The sequence below is a fragment of the Balneolales bacterium ANBcel1 genome (assembly GCA_029688905.1).
GTDB lineage: Bacteria > Bacteroidota > Rhodothermia > Balneolales > Natronogracilivirgulaceae > SLLW01.
In genome coordinates this window covers 1-24,509 of the sequence record JARULB010000012.1, presented here as the reverse complement: position 1 = coordinate 24,509, position 24,509 = coordinate 1, and the positions used below count along the sequence as shown (strand labels likewise).

The 24,509-nt window shown below is 37.8% G+C and carries 14 protein-coding genes; all 14 read right to left on the bottom strand.

Features of this window, described 5'->3' with window-relative positions; genetic code table 11:
- Window positions 1–223: 223 nt before the first annotated feature.
- On the bottom strand, window positions 224–601 hold the full coding sequence (locus QA596_12545) for a very short patch repair endonuclease (GenBank protein MDG5768285.1): 378 nt from the start codon (window positions 599–601) through the stop codon (window positions 224–226).
- Window positions 573–1,745 carry a DNA cytosine methyltransferase gene (locus QA596_12540; protein ID MDG5768284.1) on the bottom strand — a complete coding sequence of 391 codons (1,173 nt, stop codon included), beginning with the start codon at window positions 1,743–1,745 and terminating at the stop codon, window positions 573–575. The genes QA596_12545 and QA596_12540 overlap by 29 nt, the downstream gene beginning before the upstream one ends.
- The gene (locus QA596_12535; GenBank protein ID MDG5768283.1) at window positions 1,735–2,802 is read right to left on the bottom strand and encodes a PD-(D/E)XK nuclease family protein; all 1,068 of its coding nucleotides are present in this window, start codon (window positions 2,800–2,802) and stop codon (window positions 1,735–1,737) included. The genes QA596_12540 and QA596_12535 overlap by 11 nt, the downstream gene beginning before the upstream one ends.
- Window positions 2,799–8,870, bottom strand: a complete 6,072-nt coding sequence (locus QA596_12530) for a DEAD/DEAH box helicase (protein ID MDG5768282.1) — start codon at window positions 8,868–8,870, stop codon at window positions 2,799–2,801. Before QA596_12530 ends, QA596_12535 begins: the two co-directional genes overlap by 4 nt.
- 2 nt (window positions 8,871–8,872) lie before the next feature.
- Window positions 8,873–11,692: a hypothetical protein gene (locus QA596_12525; protein MDG5768281.1), complete on the bottom strand. Its 2,820-nt coding sequence runs from the start codon at window positions 11,690–11,692 to the stop codon at window positions 8,873–8,875.
- Window positions 11,693–11,923: 231 nt separating this feature from the next.
- Window positions 11,924–13,303, bottom strand: a complete 1,380-nt coding sequence (locus QA596_12520; GenBank protein ID MDG5768280.1) for a hypothetical protein — start codon at window positions 13,301–13,303, stop codon at window positions 11,924–11,926.
- A gap of 10 nt (window positions 13,304–13,313) precedes the next feature.
- Window positions 13,314–14,030: an ion transporter gene (locus QA596_12515; GenBank protein MDG5768279.1), complete on the bottom strand. Its 717-nt coding sequence runs from the start codon at window positions 14,028–14,030 to the stop codon at window positions 13,314–13,316.
- A gap of 167 nt (window positions 14,031–14,197) precedes the next feature.
- Entirely contained in the window at window positions 14,198–15,238 is a 1,041-nt protein-coding gene (locus QA596_12510) for a Fic family protein (GenBank protein MDG5768278.1), read from the bottom strand.
- Between the two features lie 281 nt (window positions 15,239–15,519).
- On the bottom strand, window positions 15,520–17,043 hold the full coding sequence (locus tag QA596_12505) for a zinc-dependent metalloprotease (GenBank protein MDG5768277.1): 1,524 nt from the start codon (window positions 17,041–17,043) through the stop codon (window positions 15,520–15,522).
- 364 nt (window positions 17,044–17,407) lie between these two features.
- On the bottom strand, window positions 17,408–18,094 hold the full coding sequence (locus QA596_12500; protein ID MDG5768276.1) for a hypothetical protein: 687 nt from the start codon (window positions 18,092–18,094) through the stop codon (window positions 17,408–17,410).
- A 484-nt stretch (window positions 18,095–18,578) separates the two neighbouring features.
- The gene (locus QA596_12495; protein MDG5768275.1) at window positions 18,579–19,772 is read right to left on the bottom strand and encodes a DNA cytosine methyltransferase; all 1,194 of its coding nucleotides are present in this window, start codon (window positions 19,770–19,772) and stop codon (window positions 18,579–18,581) included.
- Between the two features lie 48 nt (window positions 19,773–19,820).
- Window positions 19,821–20,741, bottom strand: coding sequence for an HNH endonuclease (locus tag QA596_12490; protein MDG5768274.1), 921 nt, complete (start codon window positions 20,739–20,741; stop codon window positions 19,821–19,823).
- A gap of 175 nt (window positions 20,742–20,916) precedes the next feature.
- Complete coding sequence (locus tag QA596_12485; protein MDG5768273.1) at window positions 20,917–22,902, bottom strand: ATP-binding protein; 1,986 nt, start codon at window positions 22,900–22,902, stop codon at window positions 20,917–20,919.
- 173 nt (window positions 22,903–23,075) lie between these two features.
- Window positions 23,076–24,476: a hypothetical protein gene (locus QA596_12480; protein ID MDG5768272.1), complete on the bottom strand. Its 1,401-nt coding sequence runs from the start codon at window positions 24,474–24,476 to the stop codon at window positions 23,076–23,078.
- Window positions 24,477–24,509 lie beyond the last annotated feature (33 nt).

Here is a 24,509-nt window from a genome sequence, read left to right as displayed (position 1 = left end):
CCAAAATTTAAGCGGCGCGACGAGAAGCTACGCTTTGGGTGCGGGCGCTACCCGCGTCCGCTTGAAATTTTTTGTTAGTGGCCTATCCTTTATAATTGAATACTCATTTGTCAAATCAACACAAGCAGAAATTGTAAAGATTGATTTGGCAATACACATTTGATTTTTGCTCTAAATTCAAAACTTGATTCTTTCACCATAAATATAAATTTCGGGATCTCAATCAATCAGTTTTAAGACTTTGAAGAACTTTTCTGATTATTATTTCTGGTTCATTTTCAATATCACATTCCCAAAATACAATTACACGCCATCCATTTTTTTTAAGGATTGCTTGATTTTTTTTGTCACGTTCTACATTTCTTTTCAATTTTTCTTTCCAAAACTTAGTGTTAGTATTAGGAATTCGTCCTTCCCTGCAATCTTTGTGATAGTGCCAAAAACAGCCATTTACAAATATTATAGTATTGTATTTAGGTAAGACAATGTCTGGATTTCCTGGTAAATCCTTTTTATGAACCCTGAATCGGTATCCAAGTTGATGCAATGCAGAACGTAATGTTATTTCCGGCTTAGTATTCTTTGACCGGATTTTTGACATCACCTGGCTTCGCTTTTCCTTTGACCAAATGTCCATTCAATTTAGGATTGTATTGTTCCAACTCATTTAAAAACTTCCTGATCGATAACGCAATTTGATGTACTAACGGCACAGGTACACCATTACCAATCATCTTGAATTTTTTAGTCAACATTTCAGGAGTAGATATTACATAAGAATCAGGAATACCCTGGATTCTTAATGCTTCCCTCACAGATAACCTCCTGTTGTAAACAGGATGCAGATGAACCTCGTTATTCCCATAACATACCGTAGGACTATACTTCTTTCTATGGAGCCTTTTAAAAGAAGGACGGTAAGTATCTCCTTCGACAATTTTCTTAATCTTCGAGGGGTTTTTGAGTTTAAAAAAATCGCTGGCATTTGGTATTACCTGTTTATCGCTATTGTTAACCAATAATTCTCCAACACATAATTCAGGGGGTGGTTCTGGTAGTTTTTTCGCTTTCATTTCCAAACCCCTGCCTTTAGGTTCTCCCCAGTTGTAAGATGTTTCCGCTTTGGGATAGGTTGGTACAGGCCAGTTGAACCATAAATCATTAAGCGTGTAGAGAGATATGTCCTTTACAAGACTTTTCTTAACCCCAAACACAAATAGTCTTTCTCTGTTTTGAGGAACACCATAGTGCAAGGCATTGAGACTTTCAGAGCTTATCAAGTACTCTTCACGGAACAAGTCCAATATTGCATTGAAAGCCTTCTTTGTTTTTTTCAACAACACCAGTCCAGGTACATTCTCCATCAGGAAAAAGTCTGGCTGTAAATCCATAATGCGTTCATAATAATGATAGGTTAATGTCCCTCTCAAACCATCGAAACCATTTTTTGAACCTCTAATCGAAAAATCCTGGCAAGGGGGGCCACCAATAATACCGAACTGCCCCTTTACCAATTTTTTAATTTCACCAGTAGCAACTTCATCAATATCACATATTGTGCTTACCTCCCTTTTCTCACCTGACCAACTGCTCATGCCCTCTTTATAAAATTGTGCAAAATCCTCATCTATTTCATTGGAAAAGACAGTTTTAAATCCAGACATTTCAAAACCCATATCTAAAAAGCCACCACCACTGAAAAATGATACGATGGGTATTTTATCTATTTGGTCGTTATGCTTCATATATTTTTGTTGTTTTAAGTGCTTGATAGTTTTCAGGCTTAACACCTTGCTTAACGTTATAAAATGCCACTTTTTTGCCAACGGCACCTGTCAGAAAAGGCAAATAATCGTTGGTTATATGGGAAACTGTCAGCTCGTTATCATATGTATTCAAGGTGGCATTCAGGTTTCCGTTGTGGAACTGTCTTACATTTGCAAGATTTCCACTTACATCCCTAAATATTGAATCTGTTTCAGACAGCGGAAGCTCCCAATAAAAGTTACAGGCCGGACGGTAAAGACAGCTATTACAGTTATCAAAGTCAGGTTTTGCAAGTGCTTCAAGATCATCCATTTCAATAAAACTATTTATCTCAGACAGCGCATCCCTTGACTTACTTGCAAGAACTTCACATTCCTGTGGAGTGAAAGCTACCGGATATTCCTTCTTTTCGAGGTCAATAATTGAAAGCTCATCGGGATATTTTCTATATACTTCATTATACAAATAAGCATACAGCTTTAGTTGATCCTCATATTCCTCTTTAATCTCCCCTTCTTCAAGAATAATCTTTCCACTTTTGAAGTCAGACAGCTTGGTACAACCGTTCCGAGTTATAATTATATCCGCATACCCACCGATTAATGAATCTTGTGCTTCAAGCCATTTTTCGGTCAGGGTATTGGTATCCGTATTTTTGTCTTCCTGTACTTCCGATTTGTCCCGGCTTTTGAGCAGGGATTTTACTTGTAATTTTTTGATGGTGTAACCAGGTACATTTTCACTCAATGGAGTAAAAAATCCAAATCCCATATCTTCAAGAGCTTTTTCCTGCTTTGCCAGCAAGCGGTTCCAAATCGCATCAAACTCCGTACTTCTCTTAATTTCACCTGTTACAATAAGCCGGATACATTCATGTATAACATTTCCTAAATGATTTGCAGGCGGATAGGGTAATAAAGGGGAGGAATACGAATTAGCGAGAACTACCCTGTATGGACACCTGTTTATAGCGGTGTACCGGCTTGGAGAAATCCGTTTAAGGGGTTTTAGTATGGTCGTTAATTCCTTCATCATTCATTAAACAATTTTTGATAACACCATCCCGGCCTCCTGTGAAGGTTAAAAGTATCCACGAACCGTATTACTCCGTTATTTTCCTGTGCTTCCTGGAAAATCTCAAATACACGTTCGGCTAACCAGGTGTTATCAGGAACATCTGGCAATCCATTTTCATTTATTTTGCAATTCCAAAATGGGTGAATGATGATTACATAGTATGTCCTAGTTTTGGAGACCAGAACCGCAGGTAATTCAAATTCCTCCAATACTTCAAAATCAAAACTTTCTGCAAAACTGTCCCGGAGACGTATGACATCTTCAGGCCATCCTTCCAATTCAAGAAATTCATTAAATTGACCATCAGTTCCTGCCATATAATTTTTGTTAGCCATCACCCGCATTAAAGCAATGCCTAACCGCCAGTCAAGCAAACCGTGATAATTCATATTCCTGAAAACCTTCAAGCAGTCATAACAGGCATCTTTACAACCATCCCTGTGTGTATTCGAATGTATTTGTGCCAAATATTCTTTATCATCTTGTTTATTAATTGTTTTAAGTATAATATCGCTGATGTTTTTGAATAAATGCCTGACAAACCCGGAACCATTCGGAAGCTCGTCAGTCAGGATTATTTCAGCCGTATTTCTACCATTTTCTAAAGATATCTTTCTTATGTCTGCTATCTCTATTTCAACCGGATCCACATCAAGTTTGTCTGCGATTACCCTTTGCAACAGGAATGCTGCGGAGTAAAATGCTGACCTTATTCCGGCATAATTCAAAGATGACGCCTGGTCAAACATATCCAGAGTAAGGGCAGGTGAAATATGGGTTGGATGAATTCTTAAAATTTCAGTATTCTTATGAGCAGCAAGTGCGATTTTTTCATAAGCATCTTCATTGTCATGGATATTTAACCGGTATCCGTACTCACTATTATCCTCTACTCCTCTTAATATCCATTGGTTACTGAAATTAAACCATTGGTTCCGGTTAAATGGGAAAAGGTTCCCAGTTCTTACCTGTTTCCCTTCAAACAGCATATCCCCATTGGTATTGACCCGCCATGTAATATCCCTATCCGCAAGTTTAGCCAGGAAATTACTATCGGTAGTTTCTTGTACCAGGGATTCTTCATCATTGCTTTCGGCAAGTATAGGAGGTCTTGAGAGGGTTATTTCGGTGTTTTCCTTTGAATCGCTTCCGCTAGACAAATTAGTACGGTAGGCAACCGGTGACTTAATGGGGAAAATATCTACCCTTTCTGTCTCACCGCAATATTCACAAATATCTTGCTCTGGTTTCTCCTGTTGTGTTGCTACGAAATTGCATGTTTTGCATTTGACCATCCATCTTTCGTTATAAAATGGGGAGCCATGAGAAATTACCGGGTCACCCCAACGGCCATTTCTCGTGAAATAATCATCAGTGAAACCTATTGAAGTATGTATAGCCTTGTCTTTTGTTTTTTGGGCGCCAGGAGAAAACTCGTATATGGCAAGGTCTGTATTCCTGTCAATGGATTTGAGACTGTAGTCTCGTCCATCGTAGGTTATTTCATGGTAAAGGTTGCGGACAGAGGTTGGCATACCAAACATAGGTAATACACCGCCCTCTGCGAGTTTTTCCGATATGTCAATTGTTGAAATTTCATCGTTCTCAATAACTTGGTTGACTTTTGCCATAAAGCCGTCACCACTATTGCTGGTTATCCAGTCTGCCAGTTCTTGCTTCTTGTTTGGGTCAATACCAGGCTTTAATGCTTCAATTGTTCTTTCTATTTCCTCACGGTTATGAGTAATCCATTCCTGCACACTTTCCATATAGTTTTTCCAATGGTCAGTTTTTCCAAATTCTCCATGAACGCTTGTCTGTCTTTCGTTTCTGGAAAGGGTCAATAAATCTTCGCGTATATCTGTCCTGAGTGTTGCAAAGGCTTGCCTTAATACTTCTTTTGAAAGAAGTCGCTTTAAGATCCTATCTTGACCCATTGTTAAAAATGGAGTTGGTGGTGGATCACCTGTAATTTTATCAGTGTGGTTAAAATAGAATTCATCATGGCTGCGGCCCCTGCAAAAGGTAAGGATTACTGAAAATGCCTGACCTCTCCGTCCAGCACGACCCACCCGTTGCTGGTAATTGAACCGTTGTGGTGGCATATTGGCCAGCATCACTGCTTGTAATGAACCAATATCCACACCAACTTCCAGGGTTGTTGTTACACTTAAAAGGTCAATGCTCTTTGCCAACGGTTGCCCATCATCTTGCAGGATAATATCCCTGAAATGTCTTTGACGTTCAAACTGGTCATCCGTTTGCCCGGTCAACTCCTCACAATGCAGCCGTATTGAATTCCGTTTTTCAACAGCAGAATGATAAGAAAGATAATTGTTGTTCCAGAAGTTTCTGCAATTACTTGTTGGGTTATCTGGCAATTGAGGACCTTCTGGAAACTGGGTGCAAATACCGGCAGATTTATGCAGGTTCGGTCGTTCACCTCTTGGACTTTCCCATACAGGATCATCCCCGTTTGCAACCTTGATGTATAACTCTTGTAAATTAATTCCCTGATTATTTAAAACATTAAGTGCTGTTAATGTATTCAATACTGATTCTCCTAAATTCCTTTCATCGATGCCATTGAATTCTGCAACTCTTCTGATATATTTTCTTAATAGGGATGGGAATGAATTGTAGTCCGAAACATCAAGAGTACGCGGATTATCAAAATCATTGGGCGTGTATTTATACTTGTGGCCAAGTATCCGGATGGACGAGTTTATTACCTCTAAGAATCGGTCACGGGCTAATCCTGCTCTGCCAGCGTTAAATTCCAAAGGAGCAGCAGCATGGTTTACGGTCAAATAGCCCAATCCTGAAGCTTCAAGAGAATAGAACAAGTTCCCAAAAAATAGGCTGGCCAATTGAACCAATGTACCCCTTTTAATTTCTTCCTGAAATTCAGGGTTGTCATTCGACCAAGTTCCTGCCTCGAAATCAAACATTGAATACCAAGGGGTGTTTGTGCGGGGAATGTTTTGCAGATGGATGGAAGGACCACCTGGATTAACTCCGATTTGCACGAAACTTTTGATTAAAGGAGCACATTCATCCGTATTCATCAGATGTATAAGGTCATTCACACGGATTGTCCGGGTTTTTATTTTTTCAACCTTCTGGATAGCCTTCTCTCTCCGTTGTTTCTTCCTTGGATTGCTTTCATCAGCACTAATTGTATTGATTTCCTCAAATGCTTCCTCGATTTCATAAAATTGTGATGAATTAAATTCCTCAAACTCGGTGGTGTCTTCTCCATTTTCTAGTGCTTCCACAATCTTGGCTTTCGTCAACAGGTTATTTTGCAGCTCCCGGATCAGTATTTCACGTAGTAAATCCGTAAAGTGGTTTCTTTCTATTCCATTAGCGATTTGTGCTGCATCTTCCCGGCTGTCAGAAAACACGACGAGCTTTCTTTGCTTAGCACTGTCAGGTAACTGATAAACCAACTCCTTTGCAAATAACTGGGTGGTTTTTGCGAAACCAGTCCTGAATCCACGAATTGATGATCCTTTAGCCCTGTACTGTTCATTGACACCACAAGCCGGACAGGTACAGGGAAGTGATTTGTGCGTGTCAATCATATTTCCAAACTCATCTCTGTTTGCTTGTAACCTGGTATCAGCAACATCGGAGTTATCCGAATCCCTGAGTACCCTTAAAAAATAACCATTTACCCAGTTTTTAGGTTTTTCTTCAACTTCAATGCTGTATGGAACCACATCGCCTGAGTATTTATTTAGGTATGCTTCAACCCATTGAGCTGTATATTCAGTAGAAGTTGCATTTTCTACGGTTATTTGCCTCCACCAAGCATCGTGAGGATGATCCCATTCACCCCGTGTCCGTTCATGAGGAATAAACTCCTGATCACCTTGAGGCCAGAATACACCATATTCCTGGTATGTTCTTTTTTCCACCAGTTTTGCTGGTGTTTTTTCAGGGATGCCCTCGATGTTAGGGCTTACTGGAAGTAATTCGCAGAAAGCATTCGTGTCACCTGGTGCTCCCCTTTTACCGCCAAAAAGTGTTGTACCACAATTATCACAATACAAAAGTTCTAGTACACGATGTCCGTCTTCCGATTTGATTCTCGGTACAGGGTAGAGTTTACCAGATGTTCTTGAATCCTCAGGGTTTTCTTGCGATGTAGAAGCCCACATTCCCTCAATGTTCCTGAAAAAGTAATGAAACCGAAACTTTTGCAAGCTCCTTCCAGCTTGCTGGAATAGATTCTTATACTGGGGTTCATCAAACAGGGAACGTGCTATTAACAGCCCCCTTGCTGCCTGGCGTAATTCTTCTTCATTCACTTGCCCAAACAGGGCCTCAAAGAAATAAGGAAGATCAGGAGGGTTTCCGTCTCCAGGCCTTCTGAAAGCACAAACTGGACGGGGCACTTTTTTTCCACCCTGTACCACGCTGCAAGCATCAAAAAACCTTTCACGGAGCTTGATTTTTGGGTGAAGGAGCAATTGTAAGTAGTCCTCAATAGATGAAATATTGTCGTCAATCCCGAAGGCTTTACGTAAAGTATTACCTGCCGACGCACATGCTTCCGAAAATGCCGGATCATCAACCTGATGTCTTGTTGATTTGTATGCCTTGCAAACTTCAATAAAGGGATTGGTTGGCAATAGGGCATCTTCTTCCCGCAATGGATCCACCGGACTTAATTCACCTGTAACTATCTTGAATTTATTCTTTACATCATCCTTCCTGAATCCAAAGAAGTCTCCAACATACTCCAAGCTTTTTTCATCATTTGGCTCCAAAGAAGCACTGGAGGCTAATATTCTCAACTGAGGATGGTCTGGATATAATCCTAAGCGCTTCATAACCAATTTTAGCAAGTATGCTATTTCTGTCCCTTGTGTTCCTCGGTACAAATGCAGTTCATCAATAACAAGATGGAATATTCTGTTTGGTTTTTCATGGGTACGTTGATCATCTGGCAGGTCTTCACAAGCAAGCCACTGGCGTGTTTTCTCGAAAACCGGGCCGTCAATATCCCGCATTAGCATAATACTTAACATGGAAAAGTTAGTAATCATTATATCAGGCGGGGCAGCTTGCATGTCGAATCGGCATCTCATTTCAGAACCATCAAGTCTCTGAAAGAAAGACTTTAGCTCTGTCTCATCAACTTCATTTCCCTTTTGCCTTTCTTGCTGTATATATTCCTCAACTTTTTGTTGGTTCCTTTCGATTGCCTGTAACTCCCGGGTAAGTGTATTCACCTTCGTGGTATTGATTTCCGGGATACCATCCTCATTCAACCTTTCCAGCTTTCCCGCGACTGGCGTTGAACCATTGTACCTTCCAAATGAAATTGCATTTCCCCTGGTGTTCTCATTAAACCACTGTTTTACAGGGCTTGAATCCAGAGCAATTCTTAAACGGGTCATCTGGTCTTCCACCAGAGCGTTCATAGGATATAATATCATGGCCCGCATAGCCTGAGGGCGAGTTTCATATGCTCTTTGCTGAACGTCATTACTAAGAACAAAACCGTTTTCAGTATCTACAATATCCCTTGGACTTAGCGATTCTCTCCACCAACTATCGGTATGTTGTCCTATTTGGCCAGGAATACTCCATGAGGAAAGTTCTTTTGATAATTGTGCAAACAGAGGTAAAAGGAATGATTCAGTTTTGCCAGAGCCTGTTCCGGAGGTAATAATACAGTTCTTCCCGGATAATGCTTCCTTTAGCATTTGGGCTTGATGGGCATGAAGTTGATAACCCGGTATAAGCCCTTGACTGACCAAGCCTTTGAAGGTATTCTGCTGCTCCTCATTTAGGTCCGGTAAATCTTCAGCCGAAAGGTCATTAATAGTTTTTCCGCTTGATTTATATTCAGGTAATGGTTCAATCCATGGCTGCCTGTAAAGTACTTTGTCTTCATTTAACAGTCCTTCCCGTTCATCTTCCAAGCTGTCAAACTTGGTCTTAAAAGCCGTTTTAACATATCGGATGAAGTTTTCTTTTACAGTTTCAAATGAACCAATAGGATCTTTCATATTCATATCTCGTGATTAATTGGTAAGCTTGGTTGAGCTAATTTTCTACAAAGCTCTTCATTAAATTCGCGAGGAACATTCTTGTAAATATTAAAGTGGGTTTTATATTCTTTTATGTTTAAATATTTAGACTCTGGTATTAGTCCGTCCATAAGAGTTAGAGATCTATCAAGTATTTTTGGTAATGGGGTTGATTCTGGTACTAAAACAGTTCTCAAACTAGGTGAAATCTTATTGTGGAATATAACTTGTTTGCTTGATAATTTTAATATTAGGAAACGACCCCAATCACGTTCTGCAGAATATGCAATGTTATTGATCCAAATCACCATTTTATATGTGTAATTATTGATTTTATATTCAGTAAGTGAGAGGTTTTTATTAACGAGATTATAATAAATTTTTCTGAAAGTGAGTGTTTTTATGTCGAATTCTCTTGCTGGAAATCCAGAATCATCAAATCTCCCTATAGGTGAAAGAGATTTTTCATAATCATAAACATCTAAACAATCATCAATTAAAGAATGATGATAATATTCATCTTCTTTAAATTTGATGTTGCATTTTCTTGCAATTGTCACAAATTTATTTTTTTCATCATGTTGATTTCTGCCTCTAATTGATACTTTGTATGGAGCTAGAAGCTCCGCCTTTGAGTCCGGTTGTTTGCTTATTACAACAAATAATCCCAGACTTTTAGATTCCTCAAAAAGTCTACGTATTAAATTAATTGATCTACCTCCTACTAGAATAGCCTCCCTGCCTGATAGGGTAGGAATTAGTATTAATTTTGGCGGATTTACAACAATTTCCTTTGATTGATAAACAGTTTCTATATGACCAAGGTTGTAGTACAATCTCAAACTAAGTTTTCTCATTATCTGAATGTCATAATCATTACTTAGACATTCAGAACTTTCTTTAAATAATAATTGCTCATATGCATTAAAAAAATCTGATATTTTACACTTTCTTTTATAGGTCAAAAAGTATAGTATTAAATCATTTCTCAAACTTTTTTTATACTCAATAAATTCGTATTGAGAGTATGAATCCTGCCATTTCCGATTTGGTCTGTATGCAAATTTTATGATGCTGTCATTAGCTAGTCGTTTAGAAACAGCAAATTTAGAATTAATCTTATATAAGATTAATTCAGAGTTGCCATATTTATCTATTTTAGTATAATGGTATTTTTTTATTGGGTTTGAATAGTCTTCATTGTCAATAAGTTTTATTTCTATACAGGGCTCTGAACTGTTCTCTAAAGTTATAAGTGCTTTTTCAAATGGTTTAAATTTCTGAGGAAATTCCCAATATGGCAGTGTTTCGTTTTTCTTCTCTAATATAATTTTTTCTCTATTATCAGTAGTTGCGATGACATTTTTATTGCCGGCTAATGGGCCTTCGACCCTTATAGATGGTAGCATTGTGGCGAGATAAGTATTAGGACTTACTCTAAAGCCGTGTTCTAAAATAAACTTTGTATTCTCAGATATATCAATGATTTTGAGTGTTGGGTGTGTAGACTTCGGATTTATGAATTGGAAAATATAACACTCATTAAATGGGTGATTATAATTTAATTCCCTGAAATCTCCTGTGTTAAAGGAATTCTTCCAACGTTCGAATTCTTTTTTGCAGTTGCTATGAACTACAGCAATATTCAAAATTGATTGAAGTGGCTTGGGTACTTCAACCCAACCACTTAGATTATAAATACTGCCTTGTACAAAAAACCTTATTGGTTTATCAATAGACCTAACTTTCCATTTATTAAAATTATCTATTAAATTTATTTCATGTGTATAAGGTACTAATATGATATTAGACCATCCTGATCTCGCATATCTAATTGGATCATAATCGCCCAATACCAATTTCTCCGGAAATTCAATCTGAGAGTAAACTCGATAGTAATGCTTAAGCCTTTTATTAACAGGGTCAATTTCGAAACAATTTCTTAGCTCTGCTATAACATAATTCTGTTTTCTCTCTTCCTGATTATGTTCAAATGAATCATCTATACCGTGCCAATTTTCATAATTTCTTTGGATCAATTTGATTATAGAGTGACCGATCTCATTGTTTGTTTGAAGGATTATGTCTACGACTTTTTTGTCCAGATTTAATTTTTTTTCCCCATATTTTTTGATTATATCTCGGATGACGTGTTCCTGCAACTGTCCTCCTGGAACTAAATGGATATCATCATATAACTGGTGTAATTTATTTAAAGCATAGACAGGAAAAATTGCTTGTGAAAGAGGCTTCCCTGCATAAATCCATCTTTCATTAGAAAAAGGGTGTAGTAAAAAGTATCCCCATTCAGTATTTTTTTTTATGATGGTCCATTCTTCTAAATCTTTCCATAATGGATCAAGATTTTTAAAATGAGGCGTACTTATATTATTATTATAAATTGGATCAATTAAATTACACTTTCTTAAGTAGTCATTTAGTCGTCCATAGTAATTGATATAATTATAGTCATTGTTACCCGGCTCTGTAAGTGGCAAAATAAATAAAGCCAAATATCCTATGTATGGTGGATATTCAGTTTCTTGATTTTTATCTTTTTTCCATTTCTGTAATATTTGCACAGGACGATCAATAGTAAATAATCCATTATACTTTTCGCAGTCCTTCTTTATTGAAAGAATAAAGTCATTAAAAATTTCTTTATCATTACCCTCAACACCAGCAAGTTCTCCAACTTTTGCAATATCTCTTTTCGTAATGAACAAGAATACTTCTCTCTCTGATTTACTTTCATTGAAAAAAAAATTTGCTAATATATTATTCCAAGCTTTGTAATCCATTAAAATATCCCGCAAATGATGGTGAATTTAAGTTATCAATAAAAGCCTTCTAATAACCTGTTAAGATTATTTGTAGTTTTTATTTCCAAAAATTGAGGCCACTAACGGCCACCCGTTTGTGCGGCGTGGCAATCAGTATGTTCAAGGGTTATAAATATTTACACGACCGCACGAAACGGTTGTTAACGGTATTCCAATTTAATTAAATCTTTGAGGTTAGAAGAAGCTTCATCAAGTATTTGTGTTCTGAGCCGTCACATCTACTTTCTGTTGGTCGTTATCTGATTTAGAAGTTGCTGCTGATTTTTCTTTTTTGATTTTTGGTGGTGGGGGCACCCATTCCCTGAGTCTCTGCCCGGCTTGCTCGTAAAAATGTGGGACGGCTTGTTCTAGCTCATCAATGAATACTCTGCTACCGGAAAACCGGCCTGCCAGATCAACCATATAGAAAATATCAAAGGTTTTTGGAACGACGTCTGTAGTATCTGATGATAGTGCATCAGGATTTGCAAGTACTTCTGCGAGAGTTGCCTGTGTGTCTTCAGCTCTTCCGGTTCGAATTGCTTTGATGTACATGTCTTCTGTATTGACACCCTTTAACTGACGACGGAGCCAATTTACTCGGGCACTTGTACTTTTCTTGTCTTGTGGGGCATCTAAACGCATAGCGCTCACGATCGTTCTGGTCGCCAAATCTGCCGTAACATTTAAGTCAGCTGCGGCATCGGGGATTTCTAAGCAACAAGTAAGTGTTTTGGTCTTTACCAATTCTTCGATATCATCTTTTAACCTTTTTTGTGGATCTGTTCTGTGTGATCGGGATAAACGTAGCGTGACTGTAAGGCCAAGTTTACGACTCATGACAAGGCAGAGGTCGCGCTGTTCTTGATGCCAGGCCGATACAGTGTTTTCAACCTCTTCGGATGCCTTATTGAGTGAAGCATTACTTTTTACTTTACCTAACACGTCTTTCCACTCACGGTTCATACTGTCAAACCGACTAATTCCACTGGATGGATGGCGGAGGTGACGTACAACTTCTTCCAGCAAGAACCGCTGATCTTCAGATTCAATGTCTTTGCTTTCAAGCAGGAGGGATGCCTGTGTAAGCAGGTAGGTCCAGGCCCAATGGTACAATTCGATGCCCCTTTTCAGCTTCTTGGGTAATTTAACAGGATGGTGAGACGGCAGCGCAACAAATTGGTTTGTAATGGTAATTACGGCATGAATTTTATTTTGCTTAGCCTGTTTTATATAATTTTCCAGTTGTTGTTCGCTAACTTCCGAATTCCCGATTTTTGCTTCAACCAAAGCCATCCATTTATTCTTTCCGGTATCAAGCACCAATAAACCATCGGGCCGGTCATTATTTGATGTTTTTCCCTTTTTCTTATCTTCATCTGCCAGGGTAACTTCTGTCCAGGCATGAAGGGTTGCGCGTTTACCAACCCTGATGCCAAGCGATCTTAACATGGCCTGGCGGAACTCGTAGACTCCTCTCATCGCTGCCAGAATAACGGAAGCGGTTCTTTGTTCTCTATTGGTGTCGGCAACAACAGGAATCAGTCGTGCAGGTTCACCTGTTTTTACAAAATCAGGTAGTTTACTCATATGGCAGCACTTAATGTTCGTTATCGTTTTTCAATGTTTTTGTCAAAGCAGAAGCAATCAGGCCGGTTGGCACCGAAATCAATCCGAGACCAATCATCAAGATGAAAAAAGTAAAAATTCGCCCACCGATAGTGATGGGATATACATCTCCATAGCCGACAGTGGTTAACGTTGCTACAGACCACCAAAGGCTGTGAAAAACCGATACATATTTATCTGGTTGAGCTGGATTCTCAAAGTAATATATGCCAAGGGCAGAAACATACAGAACGCAAAGTGTGATCATGAAAAATACGACCAGTTCTGCTTTGATGGATTGAAATGCTCCGGTAAGGCGGTTAATAGCGTCATTATACCGAGAAAATTTCATCATTCTGATAATGCGGAGCAGGCGAAATATTCTCACTGAGCGTAGATCCAGGCCAATTGCGATGTAGAAAGGCAATATGGCAACAAGATCAATAATTCCGTAAAAGCTGAAAATGAATTTCAACTTTTTGTCAGCCCCCAGGACTCGAAGAATGTATTCAATAGTAAATAATAAGACCGTTATTAATTCAAATAGCTCAAGAAATGCAATAACGCGTGAATCAAGACCTGGCAAAGATTCGACCGAAATGCTAATGAGCGATAAAACGATCAGTATCTTGACAACGAGGTTGAAGATTCTTCCCCATTTGCTCTGCTCGTCTTCAACCAGCGTTTTAAGAGTTCTTCTAAACTCCATATTCAGGTAAGAAAGGTTCGATAAGTAGATCTATGAGTATGATGAATTCGACCAAGAAATTAAACCGTTAACGGTTACCCGTTTGTGCGGCGTGGCAATCAGTAAGAACAATAGCAATAAGTGTTTACACGACCGCACGAAACGGTTGTTACAGCGCAAGTCAATCTTTAAGAAATTGTATAATTTGTACCCGGCCCGACCCCGTGTTTTTGAATCAAGTTTTGTTTTACTAACTCTGATAAAATACGTTTAACCGTTGGATTAGGGATATTAAGTTGATTGCTGATTTCACCCGATTTACACCCGGGTCGATTTTCAATGAAGGTGATAATGGATTTTTCACGAGGTGAAAGCGAAGCCAATGCTCCTTGCATATGGAGTTTGTCTGTCAACAAGTCCTGAATATTACCAAGGGCATCGAAAAAAAACTCAATCCATGTGGTAACATCTTCGCCAGGTCGATTTACCTGACAACTACGCAACACCCTGTAATACTCGGTTTTTCTATGCTCAACTTCGTTTTCAAAACTGACATACTCGATCCATTTGTAGTTGCTTTTCAGCAGCAAGAGTGTTGTTAAAAGTCTGCTAAGTCTGCCGTTGCCATCTTGAAAGGGGTGGATGGATAAAAAATCATAAACAAACAACGCACATTTCACCAGTGGATGTGTTTGTTTGTCATCGGAATACCACTGGATCAACTCGGTCATCGCCGTTATAGTTGCCACTCCAGGCGGGGTAGGCTGAAAGATGATTTGGGTGGAACCATCCGGCATTCGTGCTTCGACGGCATTAGTTTGTGTTTTGTAATCTCCTCGATGCCATGCATCTTTGGTACTATATTTCAACAAGAGTTGATGCAGATATTTTATATTACTTTCATTAATCTGAAGATCATCAAAAGATTCCGAAATAAAATCCATTGTTTCATAATATCCCACCACTTCCTGCGAATCACGGTCCGCCAGCTTGCTTATATCAGTTTGCTTCAGAAGAGTTTCGACTTCCTCGTCCGATAGTTTTGAGCCCTCTATCCTTGTTGATGCACCAACACTTCGAACTGTAGAAATTGATTTTAGTTGTTTTAGGCTTTGTCCCTCTTTTTTTTCAATGGAAGCCCAAGAAGCATCGAAACGATCAATACGACTAAGCAATTGAATGAGTTTCCAGTTCAATCGAAGTTTTAATGTATGTACAACAGTTTCCATTTTTGAACTTATAGGCGTATTGAATGATACGATATGATGCGATAATATACGATAATGATCCGATAGGCCAAAAAAAGAATTTTGTTTAATTGGATTGCCAATGAGCGTTTATTGCGCTGTAACGGTCTTCAGTTTAAGCGGCAAAGCCATTACTTGCAACCTGCTGGAAACAAGCAATGGCTTCTGCAAAAGCAAGCCATTTTAAAATTAACTTTGGCCGGCTTTGACCGCTTGAAACTGTTGTTATTTTGCTTGGCGATTAGTGTGGAAATTCAAATTAATTACTTGATCAATTGCATTTTAAGATCACGTTTAAATAGTTCACCTGAGGAACCTGTTGCCGTAAAGCGGGCGATGTAAATACCGCTCGACAAGTTTGATGCATCAAAAGACACGTTGTGGCTGCCTGCGGACATCGTTGAAGATGCAAGTGATGCAACCCTTCTCCCCATTATATCATATACTGAAATGGAAACGAACGCCTGTTCAGGAAGGTCAAAACGGATAGTCGTTGAAGGGTTAAAAGGATTTGGATAATTGGCTTGTAAAGCAAACAATTCCGGCAGCTCTTTTTCACCCACTTCACCGGGCGAACCTGCAAATGGGGAAGATTGCCCCGACGGGCCCACCACCTCAACCTGCATGTAATCCATATCGGTACGGTTCAGGTCATCGGTTACATCAACCCTCAAATAAAATGTTTCCGGGCTGGACGGATAATAGAAAAAGTTGGAACTATTTGCTCCGCTAATTAAATCCCATTGCCCGGAAGGCCCACTTTCAAGCACTTCCTGCCTCCACCATTGATATGAAAAGGGTGACTCACCATTAGAAACGGTTGTCTGATAATTAGCAATAAAAGAACCAACTAATAAATGAGAAGGACCGGATAAAGTCACAGAGGGTGGCGGTGCTGAGGGTGTTTGAAAATTTGATACAATTGCTGCTCTCTCATTCCAAACACGTGCATTATCATTCCAGTGCGTAGTTCCCATGGCTACTCCACCATAGGTTTTATTGGGGTTTGACCAGTAAGGAATCCGGTTTACAAAATCATCATAGACAGCCATAACGGTACGCCAGTAAGCAGGATTATTTCGGTATCCATGTGCATATGCACGCGGGCTGCTGGCCGGATCGCTATCATGCCGGCCACCAATCAAGTGACCGATTTCGTGAGCGAAGGTGTAATTACCTACTGAACAATCGTTCCTTGAAATTGCAAATGCATCACTTGATGGAACTTCAATCCAGTAAGCAATTCCACAATATTGACCTGTAGCTGTCAGGAGTACTACAATATCAGCTCCGTATTGATCCCTCCATGAATGGACTACATCCATATGACCATCATTGGTTCCATGTAATCTATTTAAATCAGTCACCATATTACCCGTCTCAGTGTAGTTTACCTGTGCGCTATGAACAAGATTTACGGATGCGTTAATACCGCTGTTTTGTAGTGTTTCGTTAGTCGATTGAATAGACGCATTAATGAGGCTCTGAATATTTCCACTCGCTGATGCGGACTGGGGCGTATAAACGACCATAATATCTATAACAGGATCTGATGAGGACAAAGTCATGGAATCTCCACTATTTCCTGACCCCTCGTTATAATGTCCTTTTTTCTGATTATTGTATGGGTCTATATCTCCCTCAACGGGGCATCCATCAAACGACGAGGGTTCTAACTCTGTAAAAACAACAAACTCCTTGCCAAGAGGTTCAATGTTAATGGCAACCGAACCAAAGTGAATCATGCCATGAAGGTAGCCATCGTTATAAAACAACAGGACTTCCAAGTGCTCTTCGGATGAGCCGCCTACTCAGCGGAAACTATCTGATCGGTCGCTTGTAGCGCGTCTTCGATCAAAACGTTCTTTTATGCTGTTCAACGGTAAATCAATGTGTCTTGCCTCTGCTAACTGCTCAAGATTGGTAACACGTACAATGGTAACTTCTTTCGAAGTTGCCCTTCTCTGAATGGTTGTTAGCAGACTTTGTTCAGACTCGGTAAGGGTCAAATCAGCGGCCCGATCAAAAGTAGGCTGTGAGAATGCAGCGGTTGCATAGAGTACGATTACAAGAAATGACATACTCCAAATGGAAGTGATTCGTAGATATGATTTCATGTTTTTTTTCCTTGTTGGTGATGATTAATGATACCTATCGGACAAGGTGGTAATCGATAAGTACCAGCTTGGATAATAATTGATTTTGATCGGGGTTGCCAGAGGGGTGCTCTCCCCATTCTTCTTGAGCAACCAACCCAATTCCTGGTTTGTAGTACAAGTAATAACCAAAGTAACCCAGAACATCATAGCCCATGCTAACTCGAAAATAATACACAAAGCAGGAAAATTTACCTGCCGGCGTCTCAATCTGCCGGTTCTTATCAATGAGAGTTATTGACAGTGTATCGGATACATAAAATTGGTAATCTGTTCTGGAGAATGAAACTTGTGGCACTTCCCAGGTTTCCCCAACTTCTGCCGGATATTTATACTGAAGGGCATTGATAAACAACGTGTCGGTTTCAGCAACACCCCCCATTAGATGCAACCCTTGATCTCCGTTTCTTGCCAGCCATTTATACTCAGGAAAGTCACCCCAGTCAATCTCGGAGCTCCAGACAAAGGATATAAAAGTTTGATCGCCAACAGATACTTCAATTTGTTCTGAAACAACTTCACGTACCGTGTCCGGCTCAGAAAAACGTTGAACTTCATATTCCCACCAATTACCTACTGCGAATGGCTGAAGAACGTACTCTTGTACTTTTTTGTCATCATTATCGAAAATATTGCAGGAAGTAACGATTATAGTTAATAATATTAAGATTAAATATCTCATAGTCATAGCATTATTAGAACCTTACTGTTAGTTTAATAAAACTTTGTCAAAATAACGGCAAACGTTTGTGCGGCGTGGCAACTAGTAAAAATTAGGACTGCAAGTGTTTACACGTCCGCACGAAACGATTGTTAGCACACCGAGTTAAAATCGAATCTTTTCAAACTTTTCCGCTAGTTGGGATATTTTGTCATTAGATTTTGTTTCACAATCCCATACAATTATCACATTCCAACCGTATTCTCGGAGTGTATCTATATGAGTTTTATCTCTTTGAATATTTTTAATAATCTTATCACTCCAAAATTTACTATTAGTTTTAGGCAATTTACCTCTTCCGCAACTATGTCCATGCCATAAGCAACCATGTACAAACACAACTGTGTTGTATCTGGAAAGAGTTATATCGGGAGTACCTGGTAAATCATTACGATGTAGCCGAAACCTGAATCCTAATTGATGTAATAATGATCTAACTATTAATTCAGGCTTCGTATTCTTGTTCTTCACACGAGACATAATCTCGTGTCGCTTCATCCGATTGAAAATATCCATTTTGGTTAATTTTCGAATCTCTGTTTAACATGTGGTAAAGCTGTTTTGCAACGTGTGAAGCAAGAAGTGGGGGTACAGCATTTCCGATTTGTTTCGCAATTTCAATTTTACTCCCCTTAAAACAAAAATTATCTGGAAAAGTCTGAAACCTTGCAGCTTCTCGATGTGTAATAGGTCGATGTTGTTCCGGATGAAGATATCTTCCTTTTTCGGGTTTAAAAAACTCTGTTCTAATTGTAAAAGCAGGTCGGTCCCACCATAAACGGCCGAACAAGTCTGTACCACCACTCTTTTTTCTAATCCAACAATCCGGAGTTAATTCAGGTGCGATTCTCTGTAAATCGATTCGATTCATACCTTCATCAGGAATGGCTTTGTATCGGGCAATGCTTTTTTGTGTTGGATTTCGTCTGAAATGAAGATCCAATGGCGGTTCTTGATCTGTGATTTCGGTGCCTTGTGGTTCTGGTAAATCGGAGATTGCATCACGAACTGTTCGCCAAGGCTTGGCATCAATAGCAAATTCCCTTTTAAAATAGCTTAGTTGGTCGGGAGTAGATTTTAAAGCATTATAATTTGATTTCAAGGGTGGGAAATGGTCTTTAGGATTATGGTCTTTTGCACCAATAATAAATGCCCTTCTGCGCATTTGGGGTACGCCATAATCAGCAGCCAATAGAATTCCTGACCAAACATTGAATTTTCTTGCGTGTGCCCATTCCAAAATTTCTTGATGTTCAAGAGAACTAAGTAGTTGAGGAACATTTTCCATTACGAATGCACGAGCACCCGATCTGTCAATGACTTCCATAAAAGGAATCCATAGCTTTTTTCTTGGATCATTACTTCTCTTTTTATTCAATAAGCTGAAGCCTTGGCAAGGTGGACCTCCTATTACAATATCACTTTGCGGAATTTTTGTTCTTGGGTCTTCCAGAATATCAACAATATCACCGACATGACACGTTGAAACAAAGTTTTCATTATAGGTTGTAGCGGAATATGTATCAAAATCGTTGGCCCAGACAGACTTGAAGGGCATTTTGCTCAACTTTTCAAATCCAAGAGATAATCCTCCCGCTCCGCAGAATAAGTCGATGAAAGTGAAGTGTTTATTGCTCATGTCAGTCTGGTCTTATGTTTGGTACTTATATATTATACATATATCACTTCACTTTTCCAACCGATGAATTTCATCGTGACAAATATTACAAACAGTAATCAGATTATCAGGGTTCGTTTTGCCCCCTTTTGAATGATGCTGAATATGGTGGATTTCCAAAAACCTTGGGTCTGCCTTATTCCAGTTTTTTATGTTCCAGTTACAATTTTTACATGTATGTTTGTCACGTGTGAGAATTTCCGCTCTCATTTTGTTTGAAATGCTTCTGTCATGAACGGGAGTTTGTCGATCTTCCTCCAATACATAAACACCGACCGGCAGTTCTGGTCTACCAGTATTTCTTGTAGTAATCGGCCAACCTTTTTCGGTTCTTAGTTCTCGAACACGTCGAGCCCATTCGGTTTTTCCATTGGCAACGTAGCGTAATTCCTCACCGGTAATTTCTTTTCCCACATTTTTCCTCAAATATTCAATAATCTTATCCTGCACTGATTTTGAGTTTTTCCGGATATCATTTGCAACGCTCCATCGATAAGCCGCTTCCTTGTCCTGCTTTGTATCCAGCATGATATAATCATTAGGACCTAAATTAGAAAGGTCTATATCTATGTCCGAAAATTCTTCCTGGCTTAACATTTCTCCGGCAGTGACCCCACTTACTATTTTCCAGCCGAATTGCACGCGAAGTTCTCGAACACGACGAGCCCATTCACTAATTCCGGCTACCAAGGCCAATTCATGCTCACTAATGACCTGATTTGGGTATTTTTTAAAGTATATAAGAATTCTCTCTCGCGCTGAAAGCTTCAAGCTACCCGGATTTGGAATCAATGTTGTGCCAAGTTCCCGGACTTTCAAAAATATTGGTAGTAACGCTTTAACTTTATCTCTTAAGTCTCCATGCTTTTCAACAGATTCAAAAGATTTCAGTAAGTCTTTAATATCTCTTAGTATAGATTGACTGTGCATGTAAGTAATTTAAAAGTATGTAGAATCAATAATTCAGAAGTATAATACTCTCTCTTGTGATTATGAAATATGAATTGGTGTGCTAACGGCCCAAATTTAAGCGGCGCGGCGAGAAGCCGCGATTGGAGCACGAAAGCTTTCCGCGTCCGCTTGAAATTTTTTGTTAGTGGGCGAACTATGATAGATTTAATTCCTGGTGACTAATTTCCTTAATAGTTTTAATAGAGCTTACAGGTATAAAGGGATAAGACTTGGAGATTATTAGCGAAAGTTCTCTCTGCAAATCACCTTCATATTGGTACTTTTGTAAAGCACTATAAACATTCTTTACTTTTTCTAATATATTGTGACCTTTTGACTGCATAAACCATTTAGGAACTAATAGCTCCTTTCCATTATAAAACTTAATTTCAATTTTATTCGTTTCATATTTATAAGCCTGAAATGAGGATTCAAAATCCTCAAAAAATAATTTAATATAGTTTTGAAGCTTTTCCTGATGCAATTCTCCTAATAAAAAATGATTGAAAGATTGATCTATACCAAGTTTGTTATAGACGTCATGAGCATTCCCCATATCCATTAACAAACTGTAAATATATATTGGATTTAGTAAATAATTTTCTAAACTCCATGATTCATTATAACCGTGAACCTTAATGTAATCGGAAGGTACGTTTTCAGTATCCCAATCTATTATTCCAAAAGAGGTGCTGTTTCCACTGTCTCGTAGTTTTGAAACTATGTCTTTTACCTGAGCAGAATTCCCTTTCCCGTTTGAATTCGATATAAAGTAAAGCTTGTAATCTAGAGTTTCCTGCTGTTGGTGTTTGCCATATAAGGTTTGATAGTAAAAAACATCTGTAGGACTTTCTACAAAAACATGTCTATGGTTTCTGTAATCAATGTTAAGTGTTGGTATGAAATTAGTAAGCAATTGAAGGGCATCGTCTTTATTGATTTTATTTAGAGATGAATTCTGGACGTTCTTAAGTTGATAAATACAATTTTCAGGAGCTAATGCTATAGTTGATGGTGAATGAGTAGTGATTATTACTTTCACGTTATATTTTTTAACGAATGTATCCTCCAATACATCTAATAATAATTTTGACATTTCTGGATGTAAATGGGCATCAGGTTCATCCAAAATCAGCAAATCAGGGAATGTTAGGTTGTTATCGTAATACTTACTCGTGAAAAGTTTTAATATTAAACCGATGATTACTTTCTCTCCTGAAGATAAATCACTAAATTCTATAGATTCATCAGTTGATTTTTTAAAAGGTTTGAAATCAATTGATGCTATTTCTGTAAATTCCTTTCTCTCAATCCCTTTGAAATAAAAATCAATATTTAAATCGATGAGAATACCATTTATTATTTCCCATGGTGGCGGGGATTTTCTAACAAACTCAATATCTGAAACGGAATTATTATCTTCTTTATATTCTTTCTTGCTAAAGTAGTCTATATGGTTTTTGTGTCTTCTTTTTGCATAATTAAAGAATATGATTTCAATTTTAGATTCAAATAAATCATTTTCATCGATTAAGTATTCTTGAATTGGTGTATTGTAAAAATCTGAGTCAGTTATTTCAGAGAGTGGTTTTTCAGTTTTACTAATAATTTCATTAATCAACTTTATCAGGTTGATATTTTCAATTTTATGAATAATCCTGATTACTTTTCTTTGATGTGTGAAATTTATTTTTTCATTTGATATGATTGGTTCATTTCTTATTTCTGAATATACCTTAGAGATTAGTTCTTTGTATTTATCATCATCTGATAATAATTTGTTAGCGTGATTATTTGGAATAATATTATTTTCTTCAATGAACTCTAACAATTGAATAGAAGATTCCGATAAATTTTGAAACTGTTCATATTTTTTACTTAAAATACTTTTCCATTGATCTATCCCTATTTTTGCAGACTCTTTTTTTATAAGTCCTTCTGCTTGAATGTTTTCAACATTTGGACCGATTTCTAATCTAATACTAGCAACTTCATTTTCATTAGATGCTTTTTTACCAATTAAATCAAGTAACTGAGTTTTGCCACTGCCATTTTTGCCAGTTATTACAACTAGATCAGTAAGTTCCTCACTTACAAAAGGGTGTAATGACTTGTATTGATCTCGTAATGTAATTTTCATCAGTATTTTGGATTTATTAGAAGCCCACTAACGGCCTGCGGTTTAACCGGCTTGGCCTTATTGGCTGGTAATGTAATTAAAACACAGAATATCTTCTGAGTCAACGGATTTCGAAAGGGCAAACAGTGGCCAAGACCGCGTTGAAACCGTTGTTAGTGGTAATTTACCTGCGTTTAGATACTTGATTGAATGTCTATCGGTATCTTTTTGTTTGGCGGTAGCTTTCCTTCTTTTGCATTATCACGAAGTTTTAAAAGAATATCTACAACTGTTTTTTCGGTATAAAATTCATGTGTAATTAAATTTATATAAGTATCCAGTCTTCCTAAATCTAAGTGTTTACCTCCAATAGTTGATGATAATTTAAAAAATCGGTGGCCCTCTTTTTTTATCTCAAATTGGTGAGATTTTAATTTTTCTATTAAATGCGCTGGGTTATATATGCTAAGAAAAACAGAATCGTGGAATGTAACTTCTTTAAATAGTTTTGAATCTAAAGGCCAGAAAAGAAAAGGGGTTGCACTTGGTAGTAAATAATTATTTGGATTTGGATTCAAAATATTTCCCAACAATATTTGGTTATAATTTGAATCTGGGATCACAATTTGATTAACCAATTTTTCAATCCCTTTTATCTTGCTCTTTATTCCAGATGAATAGTCTTCAAAAAACTTTGTGAAAAGTGTTTTTTGATGTGGCTTAAAACAAACAAGGATTAACCCATCACTTATTTGATAATGTTTGACACTGGATTTTGTAGTCTCATTATATATTTCATCGATTTTATTAAACTCAAAATCCCCAAATATACTCTGCTTTTTTGTGTCACCTTTTTCCCCGATTAACTTTGACATTTTAGATAACTGGTGATTTAATTTACCTTGAATTTCAGGAGAAAGTGGTGAGGATACTTTTTCATGTGTAGAAATTACCTGATCAAATATTCTTACATCATCTTTTTCTTGCCCAACTAGAGATAAATTTACAGAAAGCTCATCAGTACTAATTTTTTTGGTTTTTATTTCACCTAAAGAAGTGACTTTTGACTTTTTCACATCAAAAAAGCTAACATCGCCGATCCTCAAGAATGTAGTTGTAGCATGGTAAATTAAAACATTATTATTGATATACTTTACATTTTTGACATATTCTAATTCACCTAATCCACCAACACCTGTCGGCATGTAGAAGATTCTTTCATGTCTATAATGATCTTGAAGATTTTTTCGATCAAAATTATAAAACAACCATGCATAATGATCTCCCAAAAATTTACCAATAGATATAGTGTAGTCTATAACTTTCTGATACTTCTTGATTAGTCTCATTCTTTGGGTAAACCAAGAATTGTTCAGATCACTTTTTCTCTCAATATAACTTTTCTTTTCATGGCTCAACTCACTATACATACAGCTTAATTTGTACAATGACTCAGCTAATATTGGTTGTATGTCAAAAAGGTTTAATACTTCAAAATTCTCTTTATTTCTCACAGAATCTAAAATTTCAGCTACTCTTGAATAGCTTTTTTCAGCGTTATTGATGAGATCTTTTATTTCTGATTTTGTAATCAAATTTTAAAAACTGTTGTTAGAGAAAATTACCAC